The organism is Streptomyces sp. RKAG337, assembly GCF_023701715.1.
In the GTDB taxonomy this organism is placed as follows: Bacteria; Actinomycetota; Actinomycetes; order Streptomycetales; family Streptomycetaceae; genus Actinacidiphila.
Map to the genome: position 1 here is coordinate 1,268,261 of NZ_JAJOZA010000001.1, position 17,225 is coordinate 1,285,485.

General features: G+C 73.3%; 16 protein-coding genes. 7 read left to right on the forward strand and 9 right to left on the reverse strand.

Annotated features, from left to right (window positions below):
• The first annotated feature begins 94 nt into the window (after positions 1–94).
• Entirely contained in the window at positions 95–4,288 is a 4,194-nt protein-coding gene (locus tag LNW73_RS05585) for a S8 family serine peptidase (RefSeq protein ID WP_285390653.1), read from the forward strand.
• Between the two features lie 132 nt (positions 4,289–4,420).
• On the opposite strand, the gene ligD is transcribed toward LNW73_RS05585, so the two are convergent.
• Entirely contained in the window at positions 4,421–5,425 is a 1,005-nt protein-coding gene (gene ligD / locus LNW73_RS05590; RefSeq protein WP_250989162.1) for a non-homologous end-joining DNA ligase, read from the reverse strand.
• 93 nt (positions 5,426–5,518) lie between these two features.
• Between ligD and LNW73_RS05595 the strand changes: the two genes are divergently transcribed.
• Positions 5,519–6,586: an ATP-dependent DNA ligase gene (locus LNW73_RS05595; RefSeq protein ID WP_250989163.1), complete on the forward strand. Its 1,068-nt coding sequence runs from the start codon at positions 5,519–5,521 to the stop codon at positions 6,584–6,586.
• A 48-nt stretch (positions 6,587–6,634) separates the two neighbouring features.
• Here LNW73_RS05595 and LNW73_RS05600 read toward each other — a convergent pair whose 3' ends face one another.
• On the reverse strand, positions 6,635–7,432 hold the full coding sequence (locus tag LNW73_RS05600) for an exodeoxyribonuclease III (RefSeq protein WP_250989164.1): 798 nt from the start codon (positions 7,430–7,432) through the stop codon (positions 6,635–6,637).
• 119 nt (positions 7,433–7,551) lie between these two features.
• On the opposite strand from LNW73_RS05600, the gene LNW73_RS05605 reads away from it, so the two are divergent.
• The gene (locus LNW73_RS05605) at positions 7,552–8,049 is read left to right on the forward strand and encodes a GNAT family N-acetyltransferase (protein WP_250989165.1); all 498 of its coding nucleotides are present in this window, start codon (positions 7,552–7,554) and stop codon (positions 8,047–8,049) included.
• A gap of 57 nt (positions 8,050–8,106) precedes the next feature.
• Here LNW73_RS05605 and LNW73_RS05610 read toward each other — a convergent pair whose 3' ends face one another.
• The 3 genes from LNW73_RS05610 to LNW73_RS05620 form a co-directional block, all read right to left on the reverse strand.
• Positions 8,107–8,343, reverse strand: coding sequence for a DUF1049 domain-containing protein (locus LNW73_RS05610; RefSeq protein ID WP_250989166.1), 237 nt, complete (start codon positions 8,341–8,343; stop codon positions 8,107–8,109).
• Positions 8,344–8,349: 6 nt separating this feature from the next.
• Positions 8,350–9,321, reverse strand: a complete 972-nt coding sequence (locus LNW73_RS05615; RefSeq protein ID WP_250989167.1) for a helix-turn-helix domain-containing protein — start codon at positions 9,319–9,321, stop codon at positions 8,350–8,352.
• A 158-nt stretch (positions 9,322–9,479) separates the two neighbouring features.
• Positions 9,480–9,977, reverse strand: a complete 498-nt coding sequence (locus LNW73_RS05620) for a phosphatase domain-containing protein (protein ID WP_250989168.1) — start codon at positions 9,975–9,977, stop codon at positions 9,480–9,482.
• A gap of 110 nt (positions 9,978–10,087) precedes the next feature.
• On the opposite strand from LNW73_RS05620, the gene LNW73_RS05625 reads away from it, so the two are divergent.
• A complete protein-coding gene (locus LNW73_RS05625) occupies positions 10,088–10,612 on the forward strand; it encodes a DinB family protein (RefSeq protein WP_250989169.1) in 525 nt (174 codons plus the stop codon).
• On the opposite strand, the gene LNW73_RS05630 is transcribed toward LNW73_RS05625, so the two are convergent.
• Positions 10,599–12,029, reverse strand: coding sequence for a glycosyltransferase 87 family protein (locus tag LNW73_RS05630; protein WP_250989170.1), 1,431 nt, complete (start codon positions 12,027–12,029; stop codon positions 10,599–10,601). The genes LNW73_RS05625 and LNW73_RS05630 overlap by 14 nt on opposite strands.
• A gap of 389 nt (positions 12,030–12,418) precedes the next feature.
• Here LNW73_RS05630 and LNW73_RS05635 point away from each other — a divergent pair, with 389 nt between their 5' ends.
• The 3 genes from LNW73_RS05635 (at position 12,419) to LNW73_RS05645 (ending at position 14,922) form a co-directional block, all read left to right on the forward strand.
• On the forward strand, positions 12,419–13,558 hold the full coding sequence (locus LNW73_RS05635) for a molybdopterin-dependent oxidoreductase (protein WP_250992815.1): 1,140 nt from the start codon (positions 12,419–12,421) through the stop codon (positions 13,556–13,558).
• The gene (locus LNW73_RS05640; RefSeq protein WP_250989171.1) at positions 13,555–13,974 is read left to right on the forward strand and encodes a hypothetical protein; all 420 of its coding nucleotides are present in this window, start codon (positions 13,555–13,557) and stop codon (positions 13,972–13,974) included. The genes LNW73_RS05635 and LNW73_RS05640 overlap by 4 nt, the downstream gene beginning before the upstream one ends.
• Before the next feature lie 78 nt (positions 13,975–14,052).
• Entirely contained in the window at positions 14,053–14,922 is an 870-nt protein-coding gene (locus LNW73_RS05645) for an alpha/beta fold hydrolase (RefSeq protein ID WP_250989172.1), read from the forward strand.
• Between the two features lie 33 nt (positions 14,923–14,955).
• On the opposite strand, the gene LNW73_RS05650 is transcribed toward LNW73_RS05645, so the two are convergent.
• The 3 genes from LNW73_RS05650 to LNW73_RS05660 are packed head-to-tail and all read right to left on the reverse strand — an operon-like array spanning position 14,956 to position 17,137.
• Positions 14,956–15,651 (reverse strand): methyltransferase domain-containing protein, encoded by a 696-nt coding sequence (locus tag LNW73_RS05650; protein WP_250989173.1) that lies wholly within the window; start codon positions 15,649–15,651, stop codon positions 14,956–14,958.
• A complete protein-coding gene (locus LNW73_RS05655) occupies positions 15,648–16,355 on the reverse strand; it encodes a TIGR04282 family arsenosugar biosynthesis glycosyltransferase (RefSeq protein ID WP_250989174.1) in 708 nt (235 codons plus the stop codon). Before LNW73_RS05655 ends, LNW73_RS05650 begins: the two co-directional genes overlap by 4 nt.
• Positions 16,352–17,137 carry a glycosyltransferase family 2 protein gene (locus LNW73_RS05660; RefSeq protein ID WP_250989175.1) on the reverse strand — a complete coding sequence of 262 codons (786 nt, stop codon included), beginning with the start codon at positions 17,135–17,137 and terminating at the stop codon, positions 16,352–16,354. The genes LNW73_RS05655 and LNW73_RS05660 overlap by 4 nt, the downstream gene beginning before the upstream one ends.
• Positions 17,138–17,225 lie beyond the last annotated feature (88 nt).

A 17,225-nucleotide genomic window follows, 5' to 3' on the forward strand; every position in this document is an offset into this window, starting at 1 on the left:
CGGATGGTGGCCCAGTTGTGCCAGCGGCAGCAATGGGCCACGAAGATTCATTGTGCGGCAAGTGCCCATACCACTAGGACCTTTACGTATGGCAATGAACTCACGAAGATCGCGTCATGCCGGTCTCGCCGCCGTCGTCCTCGCCGGCACGTTGGCGGCGATACCGGGTGCCGCCACCGCGTCCACGCCCGACCCGTCGCAACGAGTGATCGTCGAACTGTCCGGGAACGCCGCGGTCACCGCCGCGCCCGGTGGATCGCTGCTGTCCGCCGAGGCCGCTTCCGGCGTCGGTGCCGCCCGCCGCGCGCTGGACGCCCGGCAGGAGACCTTCCTCGGCTCGGCGAAGAACGCCGGGCTGCACCCCTCCTCGACCCGCAAGCTCGGTCTGCTCATCGACGCCGTCGCGATGACGGTGCCGGGGTCCGAGGTGGCGCGGCTGGCGAAGCTGCCGGGCGTCACCGCCGTCCTGCCCGACACCCGGGTGCTGGCGAAGACGGATGTGAGCGTGCCGCTGATCGGCGCGCCCGACGTGTGGCAGCGCAAGGACGCCGCCGGCAGCCGCGTCACCGGCAAGGGGACCACCGTCGCGATCCTGGACAGCGGGGTGGACTACACCCACCCCGATCTGGGCGGCGGACTCGGCAAGGGCCACAAGGTCGTCGGCGGGCACGACTTCGTCAACGGTGACGAGGACCCGATGGACGACAACGGCCACGGCACCCACGTCGCCGGCATCATCGCGGGGAAGGCCGCCGAGAAGGGCGGCATCACCGGCGTGGCGCCCGACGCGAACCTGCTGGCCTACAAGGTGATGGACGCCGAAGGCGCCGGCTACACGTCGGACATCATCGCCGGGATCGAGGCGGCGTCCGATCCGGCCAACCCGCACCGTGCCGATGTCATCAACATGAGCCTCGGCGGTCCCGGCGACGGCACCGACCCGCTGGGCCTGGCCGCGACCGCGGCCGTACGGGCCGGTGTGGTCGTGGTGGCCGCGGCCGGCAACGACGGCCCCGGCCTGGGTACGGTCAGCAGTCCCGGCACGGCCGACGGGGTGATCTCGGTCGGCGCGTCGACCAGCAACCTCCGGCTGCCCAGCGCGTATCTGGCCGGCAAGAAGCCCGAGTTGATCCAGACCTACCGCGGCATCCTGTCCGCGAACCCGCCGGAGCGCCCCGTCACCGCGCAGCTCGTCGACGTCGGCGAGGGCACCCCGGAGGACTGGGAGCGGGTCGGCGACGTCCGCGGGAAGATCGTGCGGGCCCAGTTCCTCGTCGCCTCCGAGGTCCGGGACCTGTCGGGCAGCGCCGTGGAGTGGGCGCAGGAAGCGGAGAAGCGCGGCGCGCTCGCCGTGCTGGCCGGCCTGCCCACCAACGACGGCCCGGTGTTCGCCGCCGGAACGCCCGCAGCGGGCGTGGCCCAGGTGCCGTCCTCGCCCGCGCGGATCGATGCCTCCGGCGACTCGTTGCGCATGGACCACCTGGTGGTCATGGGCATCGACGCGACCCAGTACACGGAGTTGAGCTCCCGGCTCGCCGCCGGGAAGGTCTCGGTGACGCTGCGCGGCACCGACACCACCGACCAGATCGCCTCGTTCTCCTCGCGTGGCCCCACGCAGAGCTTCGGCCTCAAGCCCGATCTGGTCGCGCCCGGTGTGGAGATCCGCTCCACCATCCCCAAGTCGCTGTACGGGCCCGGCCAGTACCGCATGTCGGGCACGTCGATGGCGACCCCGCACGTCGCCGGAGCGGCGGCCCTGCTGCGCCAGCTGCACCCCGGCCAGGCGCCCGCCGAGGTGAAGGCCGCGCTGGTCGGCACCGCGAAGCCGCTGCGCGACAGCGGAGCCACGGCACAGGGCTCGGGCCGGCTCGATGTGGCCGCTGCCGCCTCGGCCACGGTCAGCGCCTCACCGGCGTCCGTGTCCTTCGGACTCGCCGACCTGTCCCGGCGGGACGTCGGCGACACCGCGAAGGTGACGCTGCGGAACTCCGGCAACCGGCCGGTCACGACCACCCTCAGGACCGAAGGACCGGCCACGGTCTCGCCGAAGCGGGTCACCGTACCCGCCGGAGGGACCGCGACCGTCACGGTCTCGCTGCGCGTCGACCGCCCGGCCGGCAACACCGAGATCAGCGGCCGTCTCACGGCGACTCCGGACCGGGGACCGGCGATCGGGGTGCCCTATCTGCTCGCCGTCCGGTACCTGGCCGTCCAGGCCGCGCCCGACCCGAGCGACGGTCACTCGACCGTGCACATCGCGGCGCCGACCCGGCTGGCCGCACCGCCGGTCGTCACGGTCACCCCGCCGCGCGGCAAGGCCTTCGACGTCGCCTCCCACCTCGACCCCGCCAGCGGCTACTACCAGGCCGAGGTGACCGGCAGCGCGGCCGGCGCCTACCGGGTCTCGGTGCGCGGCACCGCCGGCTCCGGGCAGCGCCTCATCGGCTCCAGTGCCTTCGAGGTGACGCCGGTCGACAGCCGCAAGGACCGCTGGGAGCCGGTCGGTCCCAACAGCGAATCCGGCTGGGTCGCCCTCTCGCCGAACCGGCCGGGGCAGGCCGTGCTCACCCAGTACCAGAAGGCCGCTCCCTGGCTGACCACCGACAACGGCGCCACCTGGCGCCAGTTGAGCCGGCTGCCGGTCGCGGACGGCACCGGACCGCTCCTGGTCGACGCGAAGAATCCGGACCGCTGGTGGTACGCCGTGAACAGCGTTCACGACTTCAGCCGGCAGGGCGCCATCCTGCGCACCGACGACAACGGGCGGACCTGGCGCAAGCTCGGCGTCCCCGACACCCGCATCACGGCGTTCGCCGCCGATGAGCAGACCCGCACGCTGGTCGCGGTCGCCGCCGGCTCCCTGCTGGTCAGCACCGACGCGGGCGAGCACTGGACCACGTATCCGACCGGCGTCACCGGCGACATCACCAGCGCCACCGTCACCGGTGACACTCTCTACATGACGACGCCCCGCGGCGTCTGGACCCGTTCCGGCATCGGCTCGGGCAACCCCGGCGAGGCACGCCGGCTGTTCGACTCGGTCGACAAGAACGTCGGCGGGCTGGCCGCCGACTCCTCGGTCATCGCGGTGTACGTCCTCGGCACCGGAGTCGTCGGTTCCCACGACGGCGGGAAGACCTGGGCCACCCTGCTGCCCATGCCGCTCGGCGGCCTCGGCCTGACCGTCTCGGGCGGTGACCTGTACCTGAGCACGCTGACCGGCAGCGGCCGGCTCAGCCACGACCACGGACGGACGTGGACCACGGTCGCGGCGCCGGCGCGCGCGGCGGTACCGATGGACTACGACCGCTGGAGCGATGGTTCCGTCTCCGTCTCCATGGAGCAGGACGGTCTCTACCGGGGTCCCGCGAACGGCACCGGATACCGGCGGATCGGCGTCCAGGGACTGACCGTCAACGATCTCGCGATCACCGGCGGCCATCTGCTGGCCGCCACCGACAGCGCGATCTACCGCACCGCTCTTCCCGTCGCGAGCCCCGAATGGGGCCAGTCCGGCGGTGAGGGCAGGGTCGGCGTCACCGTGTCGCAGCTCGCGGTCTCGGCCAAGGAGCCGAACGTGATCTGGAAGGTGCGGCGCACCGCGGTCGGCACGTTCGTCGTCCAGCGCAGCGCCGACGCGGGCGCCACCTGGGAGGTGCGCGGCACGTCGTCGGAGGTGCCGACCGCGCTCCTGGTCGACCCCGCCGACCCGAAGCGGGTGATGGTGAGCTTCCGGAGCCTGCTGGGCCAGGGGCTGTTCGCCACCACTGACGGCGGCGCGACGTGGAAGAACCTCTTCCACGAGCGCTCCTTCGACACCATCGTGGGCGATCCCGCCGATCCGCTGCGGCTGTGGCTCGGCAACTCCGCCGGCCTCTACCGCTCGGACGACGGCGGGGTCACCGTCACCAAGGTCGCCGACGGCCCGGTGGCCGCGATCGACCTCGACGGCAAGCGGCTCGTCATCGGCGGCGAGAACGTCCGCGTCAGCACCGACGGCGGCCGTACCTTCCGCACCGCGGACACCGGCGCCCTCGCGATCCATGTCTCCGACCTGCTCCGGGTCGGCGACACCCTCTACGCGGCCACCAACCGCTCCGGGGCCAGTGGCCTCCTGCAGGGCGGCCGCGGCGTGCTGCGCAGCACCGACCACGGTCTGAGCTGGCACAACATTTCCACCGGCCTGCAGAACACCGACACCACCCACCTGGCCGCGACCCCCGACGGCCGCACGCTCTACGTCGGCACCACCGACGGCGGCGTCCACCGCCTCAACCTCCACCGCTGACCCCGACCCGCACGAAGGAGCACCACAGCTGAGCACGACGGCCCGGCGCCCGGACGGACCCCCGTCCGGACGCCGGGCCGGCTCGTTGTCGGAGGCATCGCCTACGGTGATCCGCAGCTCGGCGCCCGCGGCTCAGTGCTTGGCGCGGCTCGGCTGTACCCGTTTCGGTTCGCCGGCCATTTTCGGGTGTTCGGGCGGGTAGGGGAGGTCGCCCGCGCCGTGGTCGCGTTCGTCGCGGGCGGCGAGGTCCAGGGCGGGGGTGATGTCGAAGGCGTGGTCGTCCATGTCCGCGTGGAGGTCACCGACCTCCGCGTAGCGGGCCGGCATCGAGACGAGGTCGAAGTCCCGTGGCACGGCGCTGTCCAGTTCGTCCCAGAGCAGTGGCGCGGAGACCGGTGCGTGCGGGAAGGGGCGGACGGAGTAGGCGGAGGCGATCGTGCGGTCGCGGGCCATCTGGTTGTAGTCGACGAAGATCTTCTCGCCGCGCTCCTCCTTCCACCACGCGGTGGTGACCTGCTCGGGCATCCGGCGCTCCAGCTCGCGCGCGATGGCGATGGTCGCCCGGCGGACCTCGACGAAGGTCCACCGGGGCGCGATCGGGATGAAGACGTGCATGCCGCGCCCGCCGGAGGTCTTGGGCCAGCCGCGCAGGCCCAGCCCCTCCAGCACATCGCGGAGCTCGTGCGCGGCGCGCACCGCGTCCGCGTAGTCGGTGCCGGGCTGCGGGTCGAGGTCGATGCGCAGTTCGTCGGGGTGGTCGGTGTCCGCGCGGCGCACGGGCCACGGATGGAAGGTCAGACAGCCGCGGTTGGCGGCCCAGAGCAGTGCGCCGACCTCGGTCGGGCAGGTCTCGTCGGCGAAGCGTCCGCTGGGGAAGGCGATACGGGCGGTCGGGGTCCAGTCCGGGAGGTCCTTCGGGGCGCGCTTCTGGAAGAACGACTCCCCGGCGATGCCCTCGGGGAAGCGCTGCAGCGTCGTCGGGCGGTCGCGCAGCGCCCGCAGGGCGCCCTCGCCGACGGCCAGGTAGTAGTTGGCCAGGTCCAACTTGGTGAGGTTCCGCTCGGGGAAGTACACCTTGTCCGGGTGCGTCAGCCGCACCGTCCGCTCGCCGATCCGCAGCTCCAGCGCTTCTGCCATGCCTCCACGCTAGGACCGCTTCCGGGCGCGCGCCTCCGGGGCCGTGCCGCTCCGCGAGAGGCGGCGGGGCGCGGGCGGCCGCACACTCGGACCATGGAGCTTCCCGTGATGCCGCCGGTCAAGCCGATGCTGGCCAAGGCGGCAGCGCGCATTCCGGCCGGGATGCAGTACGAGGCCAAGTGGGACGGATTCCGCGCGATCGTGCACCGCGACGGCCCCGAGATCGTGATCGGCAGCCGCAACGGCAAGCCGCTCACCCGGTACTTCCCCGAGCTGGCGAGCGTGCTGCTGGAGCAGCTGCCGGACCGCTGCGTCGTGGACGGCGAGATCATCATCGTCTCCGGCGACCGGCTGGACTTCGACGCCCTGCAGGAGCGCATCCATCCCGCCGAATCGCGGATCCGGCTGCTCGCCGAGCGCACGCCCGCCTCCTTCGTCGCCTTCGACCTGCTCGCCCTCGGCGACGCCGCGCTGCTGGACACCCCGCTGCGGGAGCGCCGTACCGCCCTCGAAGGGGCCCTGGCGGAGGTGACCGCGCCCGTGCACGTCGCCCCGGTGACGATGGACCTGGCGGTGGCCGAGGAGTGGTTCAGCCGCTTCGAGGGCGCCGGTCTCGACGGCATCGTGGCCAAGTCGCCGGAGCTGCTCTACCGCCCCGACCAGCGGCTGATGGTGAAGATCAAGCACGAGCGCACCGCCGACTGCGTCCTGGCCGGGTACCGCGAGCACAAGAGCGGCCCCGTCATCGGCTCGCTCCTGCTCGGGCTGTACGACGCGGACGGCCGGCTGCAGCACGTGGGCGCGTGCGCGTCCTTCCCCATGCGCCGCCGCGAGGAGCTGATGGCGGAGCTGGCCCCGCTGCGGATGGCGGAACCGGACGAGCACCCCTGGGCGGCGTGGAAGGACCAGGAGGCGCACGCGACCGACCGGATGCCGGGGGCTCCCAGCCGGTGGAGCGGAGCCAAGAACCTGGAGTGGACGCCGCTGCGGCCCGAGCGGGTGTGTGAGGTCGCCTACGACCACATGCAGGGCGACCGCTTCCGGCACACGACGCAGTTCCGCCGCTGGCGCCCGGACCGGGACCCGGACAGCTGTACGTACGCCCAGCTCGACGAGCCCGTCCGCTACGACCTCGCGAGCGTCCTGGCCTCCACCGGCTGACCCGGTAGGCCCGTTAGGACCGGTAGACCGGTAGGCCCGGTGAGCCGCTCAGTGGTCGAAGACCACCGTCACGGGCGCGTGGTCGCTCCAGCGCTCGGGGTGCGATTCGGCCCGCTCCACCACGGCTGACGTGGCCTTCTCCGCGAGGCCTGCCGTGGAGACGTGGTAGTCGATCCGCCAGCCCGCGTCGTTGTCGAAGGCCCGGCCGCGGTAGGACCACCAGGAGTAGGGGCCGGTCGCCTCGGGGTGCAGCCGGCGGACCACGTCGGTGTAGCCGCCCTGCTCGAAGACCTTGCTGAGCCAGGCGCGTTCCTCGGGGAGGAAGCCGGCGCTCTTCCGGTTGGTCTTCCAGTTCTTGAGGTCCGCCTCGCGGTGGGCGATGTTCCAGTCGCCGCAGACGAGCACCTCCCGGCCTTCGGCGGCGGCGCGGGTGCGGAGTTCCGAGAGATGGACGAAGAACTCGGCCATGAACCGCTCCTTCTCGGTCTGGCGCTCGGTGCCGACCTCACCGGAGGGCAGATAGAGGCTGGCGACGGTGATCCCCGGCAGATCGATCTCGAGGTAGCGGCCGGAGCTGTCGAACTCGGCGGAGCCGAATCCGATCTGGACGCGGGTGGGCTCGCTGCGGCTGTAGATCGAGACGCCGGCGCGGCCCTTGGCGGCGGCCGGGGCGTGGAAGGCGGACCAGCCGTCCGGCTCGCGGACCTCGTCCGGGAGCTGATCGGCCTCGGCACGTACTTCCTGCAGACAGACCACGTCGGCGGTGGTGGCCGCCAGCCAGGGCAAAAACCCCTTCTTGGCGGCGGCGCGGAGCCCGTTGACATTCACGGTCGTCACAGTCAGCACAGCATGCTCCCGTATTGCGGATATCGGCGCAGGGCAGCCTACGCGACCGTGACGTGCGCTGATCGGGCACGGGGGGGCACGGAGGCGGGCCCGCGGGCGTACGCACGTACGATGCCGTGGTGGAGATTCGAATCAGGCGCTACGACCACCCCGACGCGGTCAAGCTCAACGACCGGGTGCAGCTGGAGTACGTCGAGCGGTACGGCGACGGCGATCTGACCCCGATGGACGCCGCCCAGTTCGACCCGCCCCGGGGCCTGTACCTGGTGGGGTACGTGGACGGGGAGCCGGTCGCCAGCGGCGGCTGGCGGGCGCAGGACGAGTCGCCGGAAGGGCACTCGGACGGCGACGCCGAGCTCAAGCGGATGTACGTGGTGGACGAGGCGCGGGGCCGGGGGCTGGCGCGGCGGATACTCGCCGAGCTGGAGGCGAGCGCGGCGGCGGCCGGGCGGTCCCGGATGGTCCTGGAGACCGGCACGAAGCAGCCGGAGGCCATCGCGCTGTACGAGTCGTGCAGCTACACCCCGGTGACGAAGTTCGGGCTCTACCGGTACGAGGAGCTCAGCGTGTGCCTGGGCAGGGAGCTCCAGGGGCGCGCGCCGGCCGACGGGGCCTGAGCCGGTCCCTGGTCCTATCCAGTCCCGGGTGAGCTTGCGCCGGCCCCGACCCCCGCGTCACTTCTTGCGGCGGGAGAAGAAGGCGCCGCAGATTCCGCCGATGACGGCCACCGCGAGGAAGGCGAGCCACAGCGGCATCGTCACCTCGGGAATGATCAGCCGTATCTTGACCTGCCGGGTGTTCTCGAAGATGAACACGAGGCCGAGCACCGCCAGCACGGCCACCACGATCCGGCCCGGCGTGAGCCACTCCCGGCCTGACTTCCTGCTGGACGTCGACTTGTCGGGACTCACAGCGGGTCACCTGCTTTCCGGTCGACTGTCACCCCTTGGGTTCAGCATCGCGGCCTTCGGGTCCCGGGGGGCGGTCGGCTGCTCCGTTCGGGTGACGGCGGTCGGCGTGACGGCGGTCGGGGTGACGGCGCTTCGGGTGACGGTGCCGAGCAGGCGCAGCGCCGCCTCGGAGGAGGAGCCCGGCTCGGCGCTGTACATCAGCATCCGGTGCCCCGAGTCGTCCGGGACCTGCAGCATCTCGAAGGAGAGCTCCAGCGGGCCGATCGTCGGGTGGTGGAACGCCTTCGCACCGAAGGTGCAGCCGTTCACCGGATGGCGCGACCACAGGGCGGCGAACTCGGGGCTCTTCATCGACAATTCGCCGATCAGCTCGGCCAGCCGCCGGTCCTCGGAGTACTGTCCCGCGGCCAGCCGCAGCGAGGCGACCGCGCGCCGGGCCTCCTCGTCCCAGCGCGGGTACAGCTCGCGGGTGTGCGGGTCGAGGAAGAGCAGCCACTGCAGGTTGGGGCGGTCGGCGGGGCGCTCGGGGCTCCGCGCGTCGAGGTGCCCCGCGGTCAGCGCGTGCCCCAGCGGATTCCACGCCAGCACCTCGAAGCGCCGGTCCACGACGACGACGGGCACGTCACTCATCGCCGCGATCAGCTGCCGGGTCCCCGGCCTGGCGCTGTCGGGACGCTCGGCCGGGCGGCGCTTGGTGCGGCCGGGGCGCGCCAGGTTGCGCAGGTGCGTGTGCTCGTCCTCGGTGAGGCGCAGCGCGGCGGCGAGGGCGTCGAGCACGCCTTCGGAGGCGTTGTTGCTCTGGCCCTGTTCCAGCCGGGTGTAGTACGCGACGCTCACGCCGGCGAGCTGCGACAGCTCTTCGCGGCGCAGGCCCGGCACCCGGCGCCGGGCGCCGTAGGAGATCAGTCCGACGTCCTCCGGCCGCAGCCGGGCGCGGCGGGTGCGCAGGAATTCGCCGAGTTCCGCGGGAGTGTCCATACCGATCAGTCTCCCCCGCCCGCGCGTTCGCAGCCTGTCCCTGTCAGGAGCAGGCAAGGCCGCGGGGGTGGGGGGAGGCGCCGGTCCGGCCCCCCGCGGCCGACTGCGTCGGGTACGCCCGCTGCTGCGCCTCAGGTGCATGCGCCCGGTGCGCCGCCTCAGGTGCGACCTTCGCCGTCCTGGGCCTGCTCCAGCAGGGGCGCGGATTCCATCCAGCGGGCCCGTCGTACGGTGAATCCGGCGCCCTTGTACGCGTCGCAGACCTGCTTGTCGTCGTCGACGACCAGGCGGATCTCGCCCTTGCGCGCCAGCCGCCGCAGGAGTTCCAGCTTGGTGACGCGGGCCGGCCTGCGGTCGTTGTCGGTCCGCATCCACACCCGGCCCGGCGGCAGCCCATGGCGTTCGAGCCAGGCCGCCGTGTCGCGGCGGCAGCGTTCCGGCCGGCCGGTGACGTACTCGATGTCGCATGCGACGGCGGTTGCCAGCGCCAGTGCCACGCCCTCCGTCAGCGGCGGGTCGTCCACCGCGGCCGCGAAGAAGGCGGCCCAGTCCTTCGGCTGCCGCTCCAGGTGGATCAGCCGGTGCCTGGTGTCGCAGAGGGTGCCGTCCAGGTCGAAGACCGCCAGCGGACGGCTCGGATTTAGTTCATCGTTCACTTTTACCTCCGCGCGGAGGATAACGCCGAGAACCGGGTCCGACCCCCTCCGAGCAGGTCAAGGAGCGATAACGGGGTGCGATCGCCACCTCCCGCCGTCATCATGTGCGGATGACTTGGACCGCACCCGAAGTACCGCGTACCGATCCCCCCATGGTCGCCGACGAGCGCGCCTCGCTGGAGAGCTGGCTCACCTATCACCGCGCGACCCTCCTCACGAAGTGCGCCGGGCTCACCGGCGAGCAGCTGGCGCTGCGCCCGGTGAAGTCGTCGACGCTGTCGCTGCTCGGGCTCGTACGGCACATGGCGGAAGTGGAACGCTGGTGGTTCCGGATGCATCTCGACGGCCGGTCGGACCTCGGCGACCTCTACTGTCCCGACGACGATCCGGACGGTGACTTCGACCGCGCCGACGGCGCCGCCGCCGAGGCCGACTTCGCGGTGTTCGCCACCGAGTGCGAACTCGCGGACCGGGCCGCCGCGGGACGCTCGCTCGACGAGACGTTCGCCCACCGGCGCCGCGGTGAACCGATCGACCTGCGGTGGGTCTACGTCCACATGATCGAGGAGTACGCGCGGCACAACGGCCACGCCGACCTCCTGCGCGAACTGACGGACGGCGTCACCGGGGAGTGACCCCCGCGCCCGCGCCGGCCGAGGCCGACTCCAGCCCGATCGCATCCGCCCCGGCCTGCTCCGGCACGGCCGGTGCCCGGCGCCCGCTCCCCCGCCCCGCCGCGCGGGCCCGCAGTGCCGCCCCGGCCAGCACCGTCACCGCCGCCGTCCCGTAGGACCAGGACTGCAGCCAACTCCCGTGCGCGCCCATGGCGTTGCCGATGTAGAGCACGGTGCCCGCGAGGGGGACGGCGAGCCACTCCCAGCGGCCGTCGAGCGCGACCAGCGCGATCACGAGCAGGGCGTACCAGTAGTAGGAGGGCGAGGTCAGGAGCAGCGCGGTGCCGGTGACGAGCAGTGCGCCGCTCCACGGCCGGTCGGGGTCGCCGCGGCGCATGACGTAGAGGGCCGTCAGCGCGATCAGGGCCACCGCGACCGGGGCGGCGACGCCGTCCGGCAGGAACAGCCGCAGCAGCGCGAACCGGCGGACGCTGCCTGATTCGTACCCTTCCTCCTGCAGATAGCCGGGCAGATAGCCGAGGACGCCGAAGCCGGAGGTCAGGATGTACGGCAGATAGGCGAGCGCGATCACCAGAACGGCGGGCAGCAGGACGCGCGCGGCGTCGCGGGGGCCCCGGCGGGCGAGGGCGCCCGGCAGGACGACCGCGGGCAGCAGCTTGACGGCGATGGCCGCGCCGAGCAGCGCGCCGCGGCGCGGCAGGACGGACGTTCCGAGCGCGAGCACGGTCAGCAGCACGCCGAGCGTGTCGACGTGCGCGTCGTTGACGGCGGCGAAGGACACCGCGGGACACCAGGCCCACAGCGCCGCGCGCCGTGGATCGCCGCGCCGCCGCAGGACGAGGAGCAGGGCGGCGCTGGTCCCGACGGCCAGCAGCGCGCCCGCGATCTGGGTCGGCTTGTGGCGGGCGTCGTCGGGCGACAGCGCGTGGACGGCGAGGAACCAGCCCTCCGCCACCGGCGGGTAGATGGTGTTCACCGCCGGGCGGTTGATGCGGGTGCAGTCCGCACCCGCCGTACTCAGGTCGGGGAAGGAGCAGTCGGGGCCCGGCGGGAAGAGCCAGCTGTCGCGCAGCCCGGCCAGTTCCGGCGCGGCGGGCGGATGGGCGTACGGGGAGATGCCCGCGGCCTGCACCCGGCCGTCCCAGGCGTAGCGGTACATGTCGCTGCTGGTGCGCGGCGGGCCGCTCAGCGCGGCGAGCGACAGCGCGGCGCTGCCGGCGAGCACCAGGACCACGGCGGCGCGCACGGGCACCTTGCGGACCGCCCATACGGCTCCGGCGAACAGCACCCAGGCCGCCGCGTACCAGTACAGAAGGTGGCGCGGGTGTGCCTCGGAACCTCCTGACCGGATGGTGACGGCGACGACGGCGGTCAGCGCGGCGACGAGGACTGAGGTGCATACGGTGCGGACTCCCACACCGCCCACCGTGGCAGGTGGAGCCGCCCGGCGGGCTCCTGCCGGGCCCCGCGTCCGCATTCCGTAAGGTCTCGGCGGCGCGTCCGCATTCCGTAAGGAGTCGCCTCCCCTGCCGGAGCCCTGGTCGGGGGTGTGATGGAGGCATGCAGAATCCATCAGACGGGGAGCGTCCCCCGAAGCCTCCGAGCCCCCGGAGCGACCCGCCGAGCGACCCGCCGAGCGACCCGCCGAAGAGCTCCCGGGGCAGCGCGCCGAGCACTCCGCCGCCCAGCACTCCGTCCGTGCCGAGTACCCCGCCGCCCAGCACCCCGTCGGTGCCGAGTACCCCGCCGAGCCGTCCGCCCGTTCCTCCCCGCGCGCGGCTCGCGCTCCCCGATCCGCCGGCCTGGCTGCGGCGCGGCCCGCTGCGCGAGGGGGCGTTCACCGGGCGGCTGCACGACGCGCGGACGGCCACGGTCGTCGGCCGCGCGCTGGGCGCGGCCATCGCGGTCTGCTTCGTGACCGGCCTCGTCAGTCACTATCTCCAGCACCCGCCGGACTGGGCGGCGGACCGGCTGCCCAGCCGCCCGTCGTGGGGGTACCGGCTCACCCAGGGGCTGCACGTGGCGACCGGCATCGCGGCGATCCCGCTGCTGTTCGCGAAGTTGTGGACGGTGTACCCGCGGCTCTTCGCCTGGCCGCCGGCCAGGTCGGTCGGCAAGGCGCTGGAGCGGCTGTCGATCGCGGTGCTGGTCGGGACGGTGCTGCTGCAGTTGCTCACCGGGCTGCTGAACACCCTGCAGTGGTACCCGTGGCCGTGGAACTTCGTGCCCGTGCACTGGGCACTGGCCTGGGTCGCGATCGGCGCGCTGCTGCTGCATCTGGCGGTGAAGGCGCCCGTCATCGCGGCGCACTGGTCGCGGCGGTCGGGCGGCACCGTGGAACTGCCCGCGGCGGACGGGCCGGACCGGCGGGCGTTCGTGCTGGGGGTCGGCGCGGCGGTGGGCGCGGTCACTCTGACGACCGTCGGGCAGTCCTTCACCCCGCTGAAGGACTTCGACCTGCTCGCGCCACGGCATCCGGACCACGGCCCGCAGGGACTGCCCGTCAACAAGACCGCGGCGGCGGCCGGGATCACCGCCGCCCGGCTGGCGGACTGGCGGCTGCGGGTCGCCGGGCCGCGGCCGTACGAGCTGACGCTGCCCGAACTGCGCGCCCTGGAGCAGCACGCCTCGCTGCTGCCGATCGCCTGCGTCGAGGGCTGGAGCAAGAGCGCGCACTGGGAGGGTGTGCGGGTGCGCGATCTGCTGGACCGGGCGGGCGCCCCGCGCGGGGCGCGGCTCAGGGTGGTGTCCCTGCAACAGGGCGGCGCCTACTCGGTGATGGAGATGGGCGCCACGTACGCACGTGATCCGCTGACGCTGCTGGCGCTGACGCTGAACGGCGCGCCGCTCTCCGCCGACCACGGCTTCCCGGCCCGGATCATCGCGCCGAACCGGCCGGGTGTGCTGCAGACGAAGTGGGTCTCCCGGCTGGAGGTGCTGGCATGAAGGCGCGTATCGCGCTCGGCGCGGTGGGTGTGGCGGCGATGGTGCTGGGCGCCGTACAGCTGTTCACGAACCGTGAGGTGAAGGCGCCGGTCGAGGTGCTGTTCTGGCTGGCGGGCGCCATCGTGCTGCACGACGCGGTGCTGACGCCGGTGGTCCTGGCCGTCGGCGCGGTGCTGGCCCGGTGGCTGCCGCCGCACATCCGGCGGCCGGTGCGCGCCGGGCTGATCACCGCCGCGTGCCTGACCGCAGTGGCGCTGCCGTTCCTGCTGCGGCCGGCCGCGACTTCCAACCCGTCGGTGCTTCCGCTGGACTATCCCCGCAACACGCTGATCGTGCTGGGAGCGGTGGCCGTGCTCACCGCTCTGGCGGCCGGCTGGGCGGCGCTGCGCCGATTTCGCTCTCTTCCCAAAAACTAATGCATAGAGATCCTCTCAAGCATTAGCATGTGTGTGTCGGCGGAACAGTCCCGCCGGCACACATGGGAGGCACGCGCGATGACGGCTCTGGAACTTCCCCGAGTGGCACACCGGTTCGCCGACGTGGACGGCGTACGCGTCTTCTACCGCGAGGCCGGCGACCCGGACGCCCCGACCCTGCTCCTGCTGCACGGCTTCCCGTCCGCCTCGCACCAGTACCGGCGGCTCATCGACGCGCTCGGTGGCCGCTACCACCTGATCGCCCCCGACTACCCGGGCTTCGGGCACAGCGACGCGCCGGCCTCCCTCACCTACACCTTCGACCTGCTCGCCGACGTCGTGGAGGGCTTCTGCGAGGCCCTCGGCCTGCACCGCTTCACGCTCTACGCCTTCGACTTCGGCTCCCCGGTCGGCTTCCGCCTCGCCGCCCGCCACCCGGAGTGGATCGCGGGGCTCGTGGTGCAGAACGGCAACGCGTACGAGGAGGGGCTCAGCCCGATCGCCCGCGCCTTCGTGGCCGAACGCCCCGGGACCGAGGGCTCCGAGGAGCGGCTGCGCCAGATGCTGACCCCCGGCTTCACCCGTAGCCAGTACGAGGGCGGCACGACCGACGCGTCCACCGTGCCCCCCGAGAGCTGGCTCCTCGACCAGCACTTCCTCGATCTGCCGGGGCGCGACGTGATCCAGCTCCAGCTGGCCTACGACTACCACCGCAACGTCGAGCTGTACCCGCAGTGGCAGGCCTGGCTGCGCAAGCACCAGCCGCCGACGCTGGTGCTGTGGGGGAACCGCGACGCCATCTTCGTGGAGGCCGGAGCGCACGCGTTCCTGCGTGATGTGCCGGACGCCGAGGTGCACTCGTTCGACACCGGGCACTTCGCGCTGGAGGAGTGCGTCGGGGAGATCGCACCGCTGATCGCCGACTTCCTGGACCGTACGTGGGCGTGAGCGCCGGCCCGGGACGGTCCTCGGCCACCGGTCTCAGCAGCGCCACAGCTCCACGAAGTGCCGGCCGGCCACGGACCACTCCTCGACCGTCGTCCAGCCCGCGCCGTCGGCGGCCGACCGCAGCGCGGCCGCGCCCAGCCGCGCCCAGGGGAAGTCCCGGCCGTACCGTCCCCGGCCGTCCTCCACCCGTACGGTGAACCGCTCGTCGACGTCGTAGGCCGCCGCCTCGACGAGCAACCGGCCGCCGGGGGCGACCAGTTCGCCGACCCGGGCGAGCAGTGCGCGCGGGTCGCCGCCGATGCCGACGTTGCCGTCGATCAGCAGTGCCGTGCCCCAGCGGCCTTCGGCGGGCAGCCGGTCGAAGACCGACCGGCACAGCACCGCTCCCCCGATGTCGCGGGTGCGGGCCACGGCCGCCGGGCTGACGTCCACGCCGAGGGCCGGTACGCCGGTGGCCGCGATCGCCGCCACCAGCCGGCCGGGTCCACAGCCGATGTCGAGCACCGGGCCGCGCCGGCACCGGAACAGCAGCGCGGTGTCGGCGGCGTCCGGCGCCGCGCACCACCGCTCCACGTCCAGCGGCAGCAGCCAGCCGTCGGCCCTGCGCAGGAACAGCGGGCCCTGTCCCGAACGGATCGCGTGCGCGTACGGGTCGTCGATCCAGGGAGCGGGGGCGGGGACTTCGGGCCGCTGCGCGATCGTCGCGGTCGCGCCGTCCACCGGCGTCATCGGGCCTCCGCCCGGCCGGCAGCGGCGTGCCGCGCCGGCATCGGCAGGATCCTCAGAGGCCCTGGTGGGAGGTCGGCCGCCCGCAGTGCGGCGGCGAAACGTGAGCCGGGTGCGAGGCCGGCGACCTCGGCGGCATCGGCGGCGGTGTCCACATCGCGCAGCACCGGCAGATCACGGACCCGCAGCCCGGCCTCGGTGAGACGGCGGCGCTGGATCTCGCCCGTCCGGTCCGTCGACATCGGCACCCCGGGGAACAGCAAGGGATCCGGCTCGGCGAGGCCGATCGCCCAGAAGCCGCCGTCCTCCGCCGGACCGAACCACGCGTCGCAGCCGAGCCAGGCGTCCGGCCGCAGCGCCGGCTCCAGCAGGGCCGGGGTGAGCTGCGGGGTGTCCATGCCGACCAGCAGCGTGGGCCCGGCGCAGCCGGCGAAGGCCGCCGCCAGCCGTTCGTCCAGGCCGCCGGACGCCTGCGGAACGACGTCGAAGCCCGGCGGCAGCCAGGGACCGGGCCCGCCGTCGAGCACCAGCACCCGGCGGCGGGCCGGGGCGCGCAGTACCGCGTCGAGGGTGTCGGCGAGCGCCGCCTCGGCCAGCGCCGCCGCCTGCCGCGGCGAGTACGGCGGGGTGAGCCGGGTCTTGACCCGTCCCGGTACCGGCTCCTTGGCGATCACCAGCAGCGTCGTCCCGCCGGGAGCGCCGGTCATCGGGCGGCCTGACCGGCGGGAACGGCCCGGGTGGGCTGCGCGGGCGCGGGGACCTCGGCGGTCCGGCCGTCCGCCGCCGTGCCGCCCTCCGCCGGGCCGACCGCCGGCTGCCGCAGTACGGCGCTCATGTCCTGGACCGCCTGCCAGGTCCCGCGCCAGGTGCCGGTCACCTTGGAGCGGCCGGTCCTGGGCGCGTACGGGACGTCGGTCTCGGCGATCCGCCAGCCGGCGTCGGCCGCCCGGACCAGCATTTCGAGCGGATAGCCGGACCGGCGGTCGGCCAGTTCCAGGCCGAGCAGCGCGGTACGCCGCGCGGCCCGCATCGGGCCGAGGTCGTGCAACCGCAGGCCAGTGCGGCGGCGGATCCGCCGGGCCAGTTCGAGATTGGCGACCCGGGCGTGCGGCGGCCAGGCGCCACGGGAGGTCGGCCTGCGGCGGCCGAGCACCAGGTCGAGATCACCCCGCAGCACCGGGTCCGCGACGGACGGCAGCAGGGCGGGGTCGAGCGAGGCGTCGCAGTCGCAGAAGCAGACGATGTCGGCGGTCGCGGCGAGCAGTCCGGCGTGGCAGGCGGCGCCGAAGCCCCGCACCGGCTCGCACACCACCGTCGCTCCGAGGGAAGCGGCGAGGTCGGCGGAACCGTCGGTCGAGCCGTTGTCGACGACGATCGCGCGCCAGCCGGACGGAAGGCGCTCCAGCACCCAGGGCAGGGCACCGGCCTCGTCCAGGCACGGCAGTACGACGTCGACGGGCGGTGTCGTTGGGTTGGTCACGCTCCTCACCCTACGAAGCAGAAACCGACATTCCGGACTTTGGATCCTTACGAAACGCGGACGTCGGCCTCCTGAGCCCCGGCCCGGGAGCCCGGTC

Bases quoted from the DNA above. Each gene is read 5' to 3' on its own strand.
- LNW73_RS05585 (WP_285390653.1), top strand. From the start codon at position 95: ATGAACTCACGAAGATCGCGTCATGCCGGTCTCGCCGCCGTCGTCCTC.
- ligD (WP_250989162.1), bottom strand. From the start codon at position 5,425: ATGGCAGAAGCGCTGGAGCTGCGGATCGGCGAGCGGACGGTGCGGCTG.
- LNW73_RS05595 (WP_250989163.1), top strand. From the start codon at position 5,519: ATGGAGCTTCCCGTGATGCCGCCGGTCAAGCCGATGCTGGCCAAGGCG.
- LNW73_RS05615 (WP_250989167.1), bottom strand. From the start codon at position 9,321: ATGGACACTCCCGCGGAACTCGGCGAATTCCTGCGCACCCGCCGCGCC.
- LNW73_RS05625 (WP_250989169.1), top strand. From the start codon at position 10,088: ATGACTTGGACCGCACCCGAAGTACCGCGTACCGATCCCCCCATGGTC.
- LNW73_RS05640 (WP_250989171.1), top strand. From the start codon at position 13,555: ATGAAGGCGCGTATCGCGCTCGGCGCGGTGGGTGTGGCGGCGATGGTG.
- LNW73_RS05645 (WP_250989172.1), top strand. From the start codon at position 14,053: ATGACGGCTCTGGAACTTCCCCGAGTGGCACACCGGTTCGCCGACGTG.
- LNW73_RS05650 (WP_250989173.1), bottom strand. From the start codon at position 15,651: ATGACGCCGGTGGACGGCGCGACCGCGACGATCGCGCAGCGGCCCGAA.
- LNW73_RS05655 (WP_250989174.1), bottom strand. From the start codon at position 16,355: ATGACCGGCGCTCCCGGCGGGACGACGCTGCTGGTGATCGCCAAGGAG.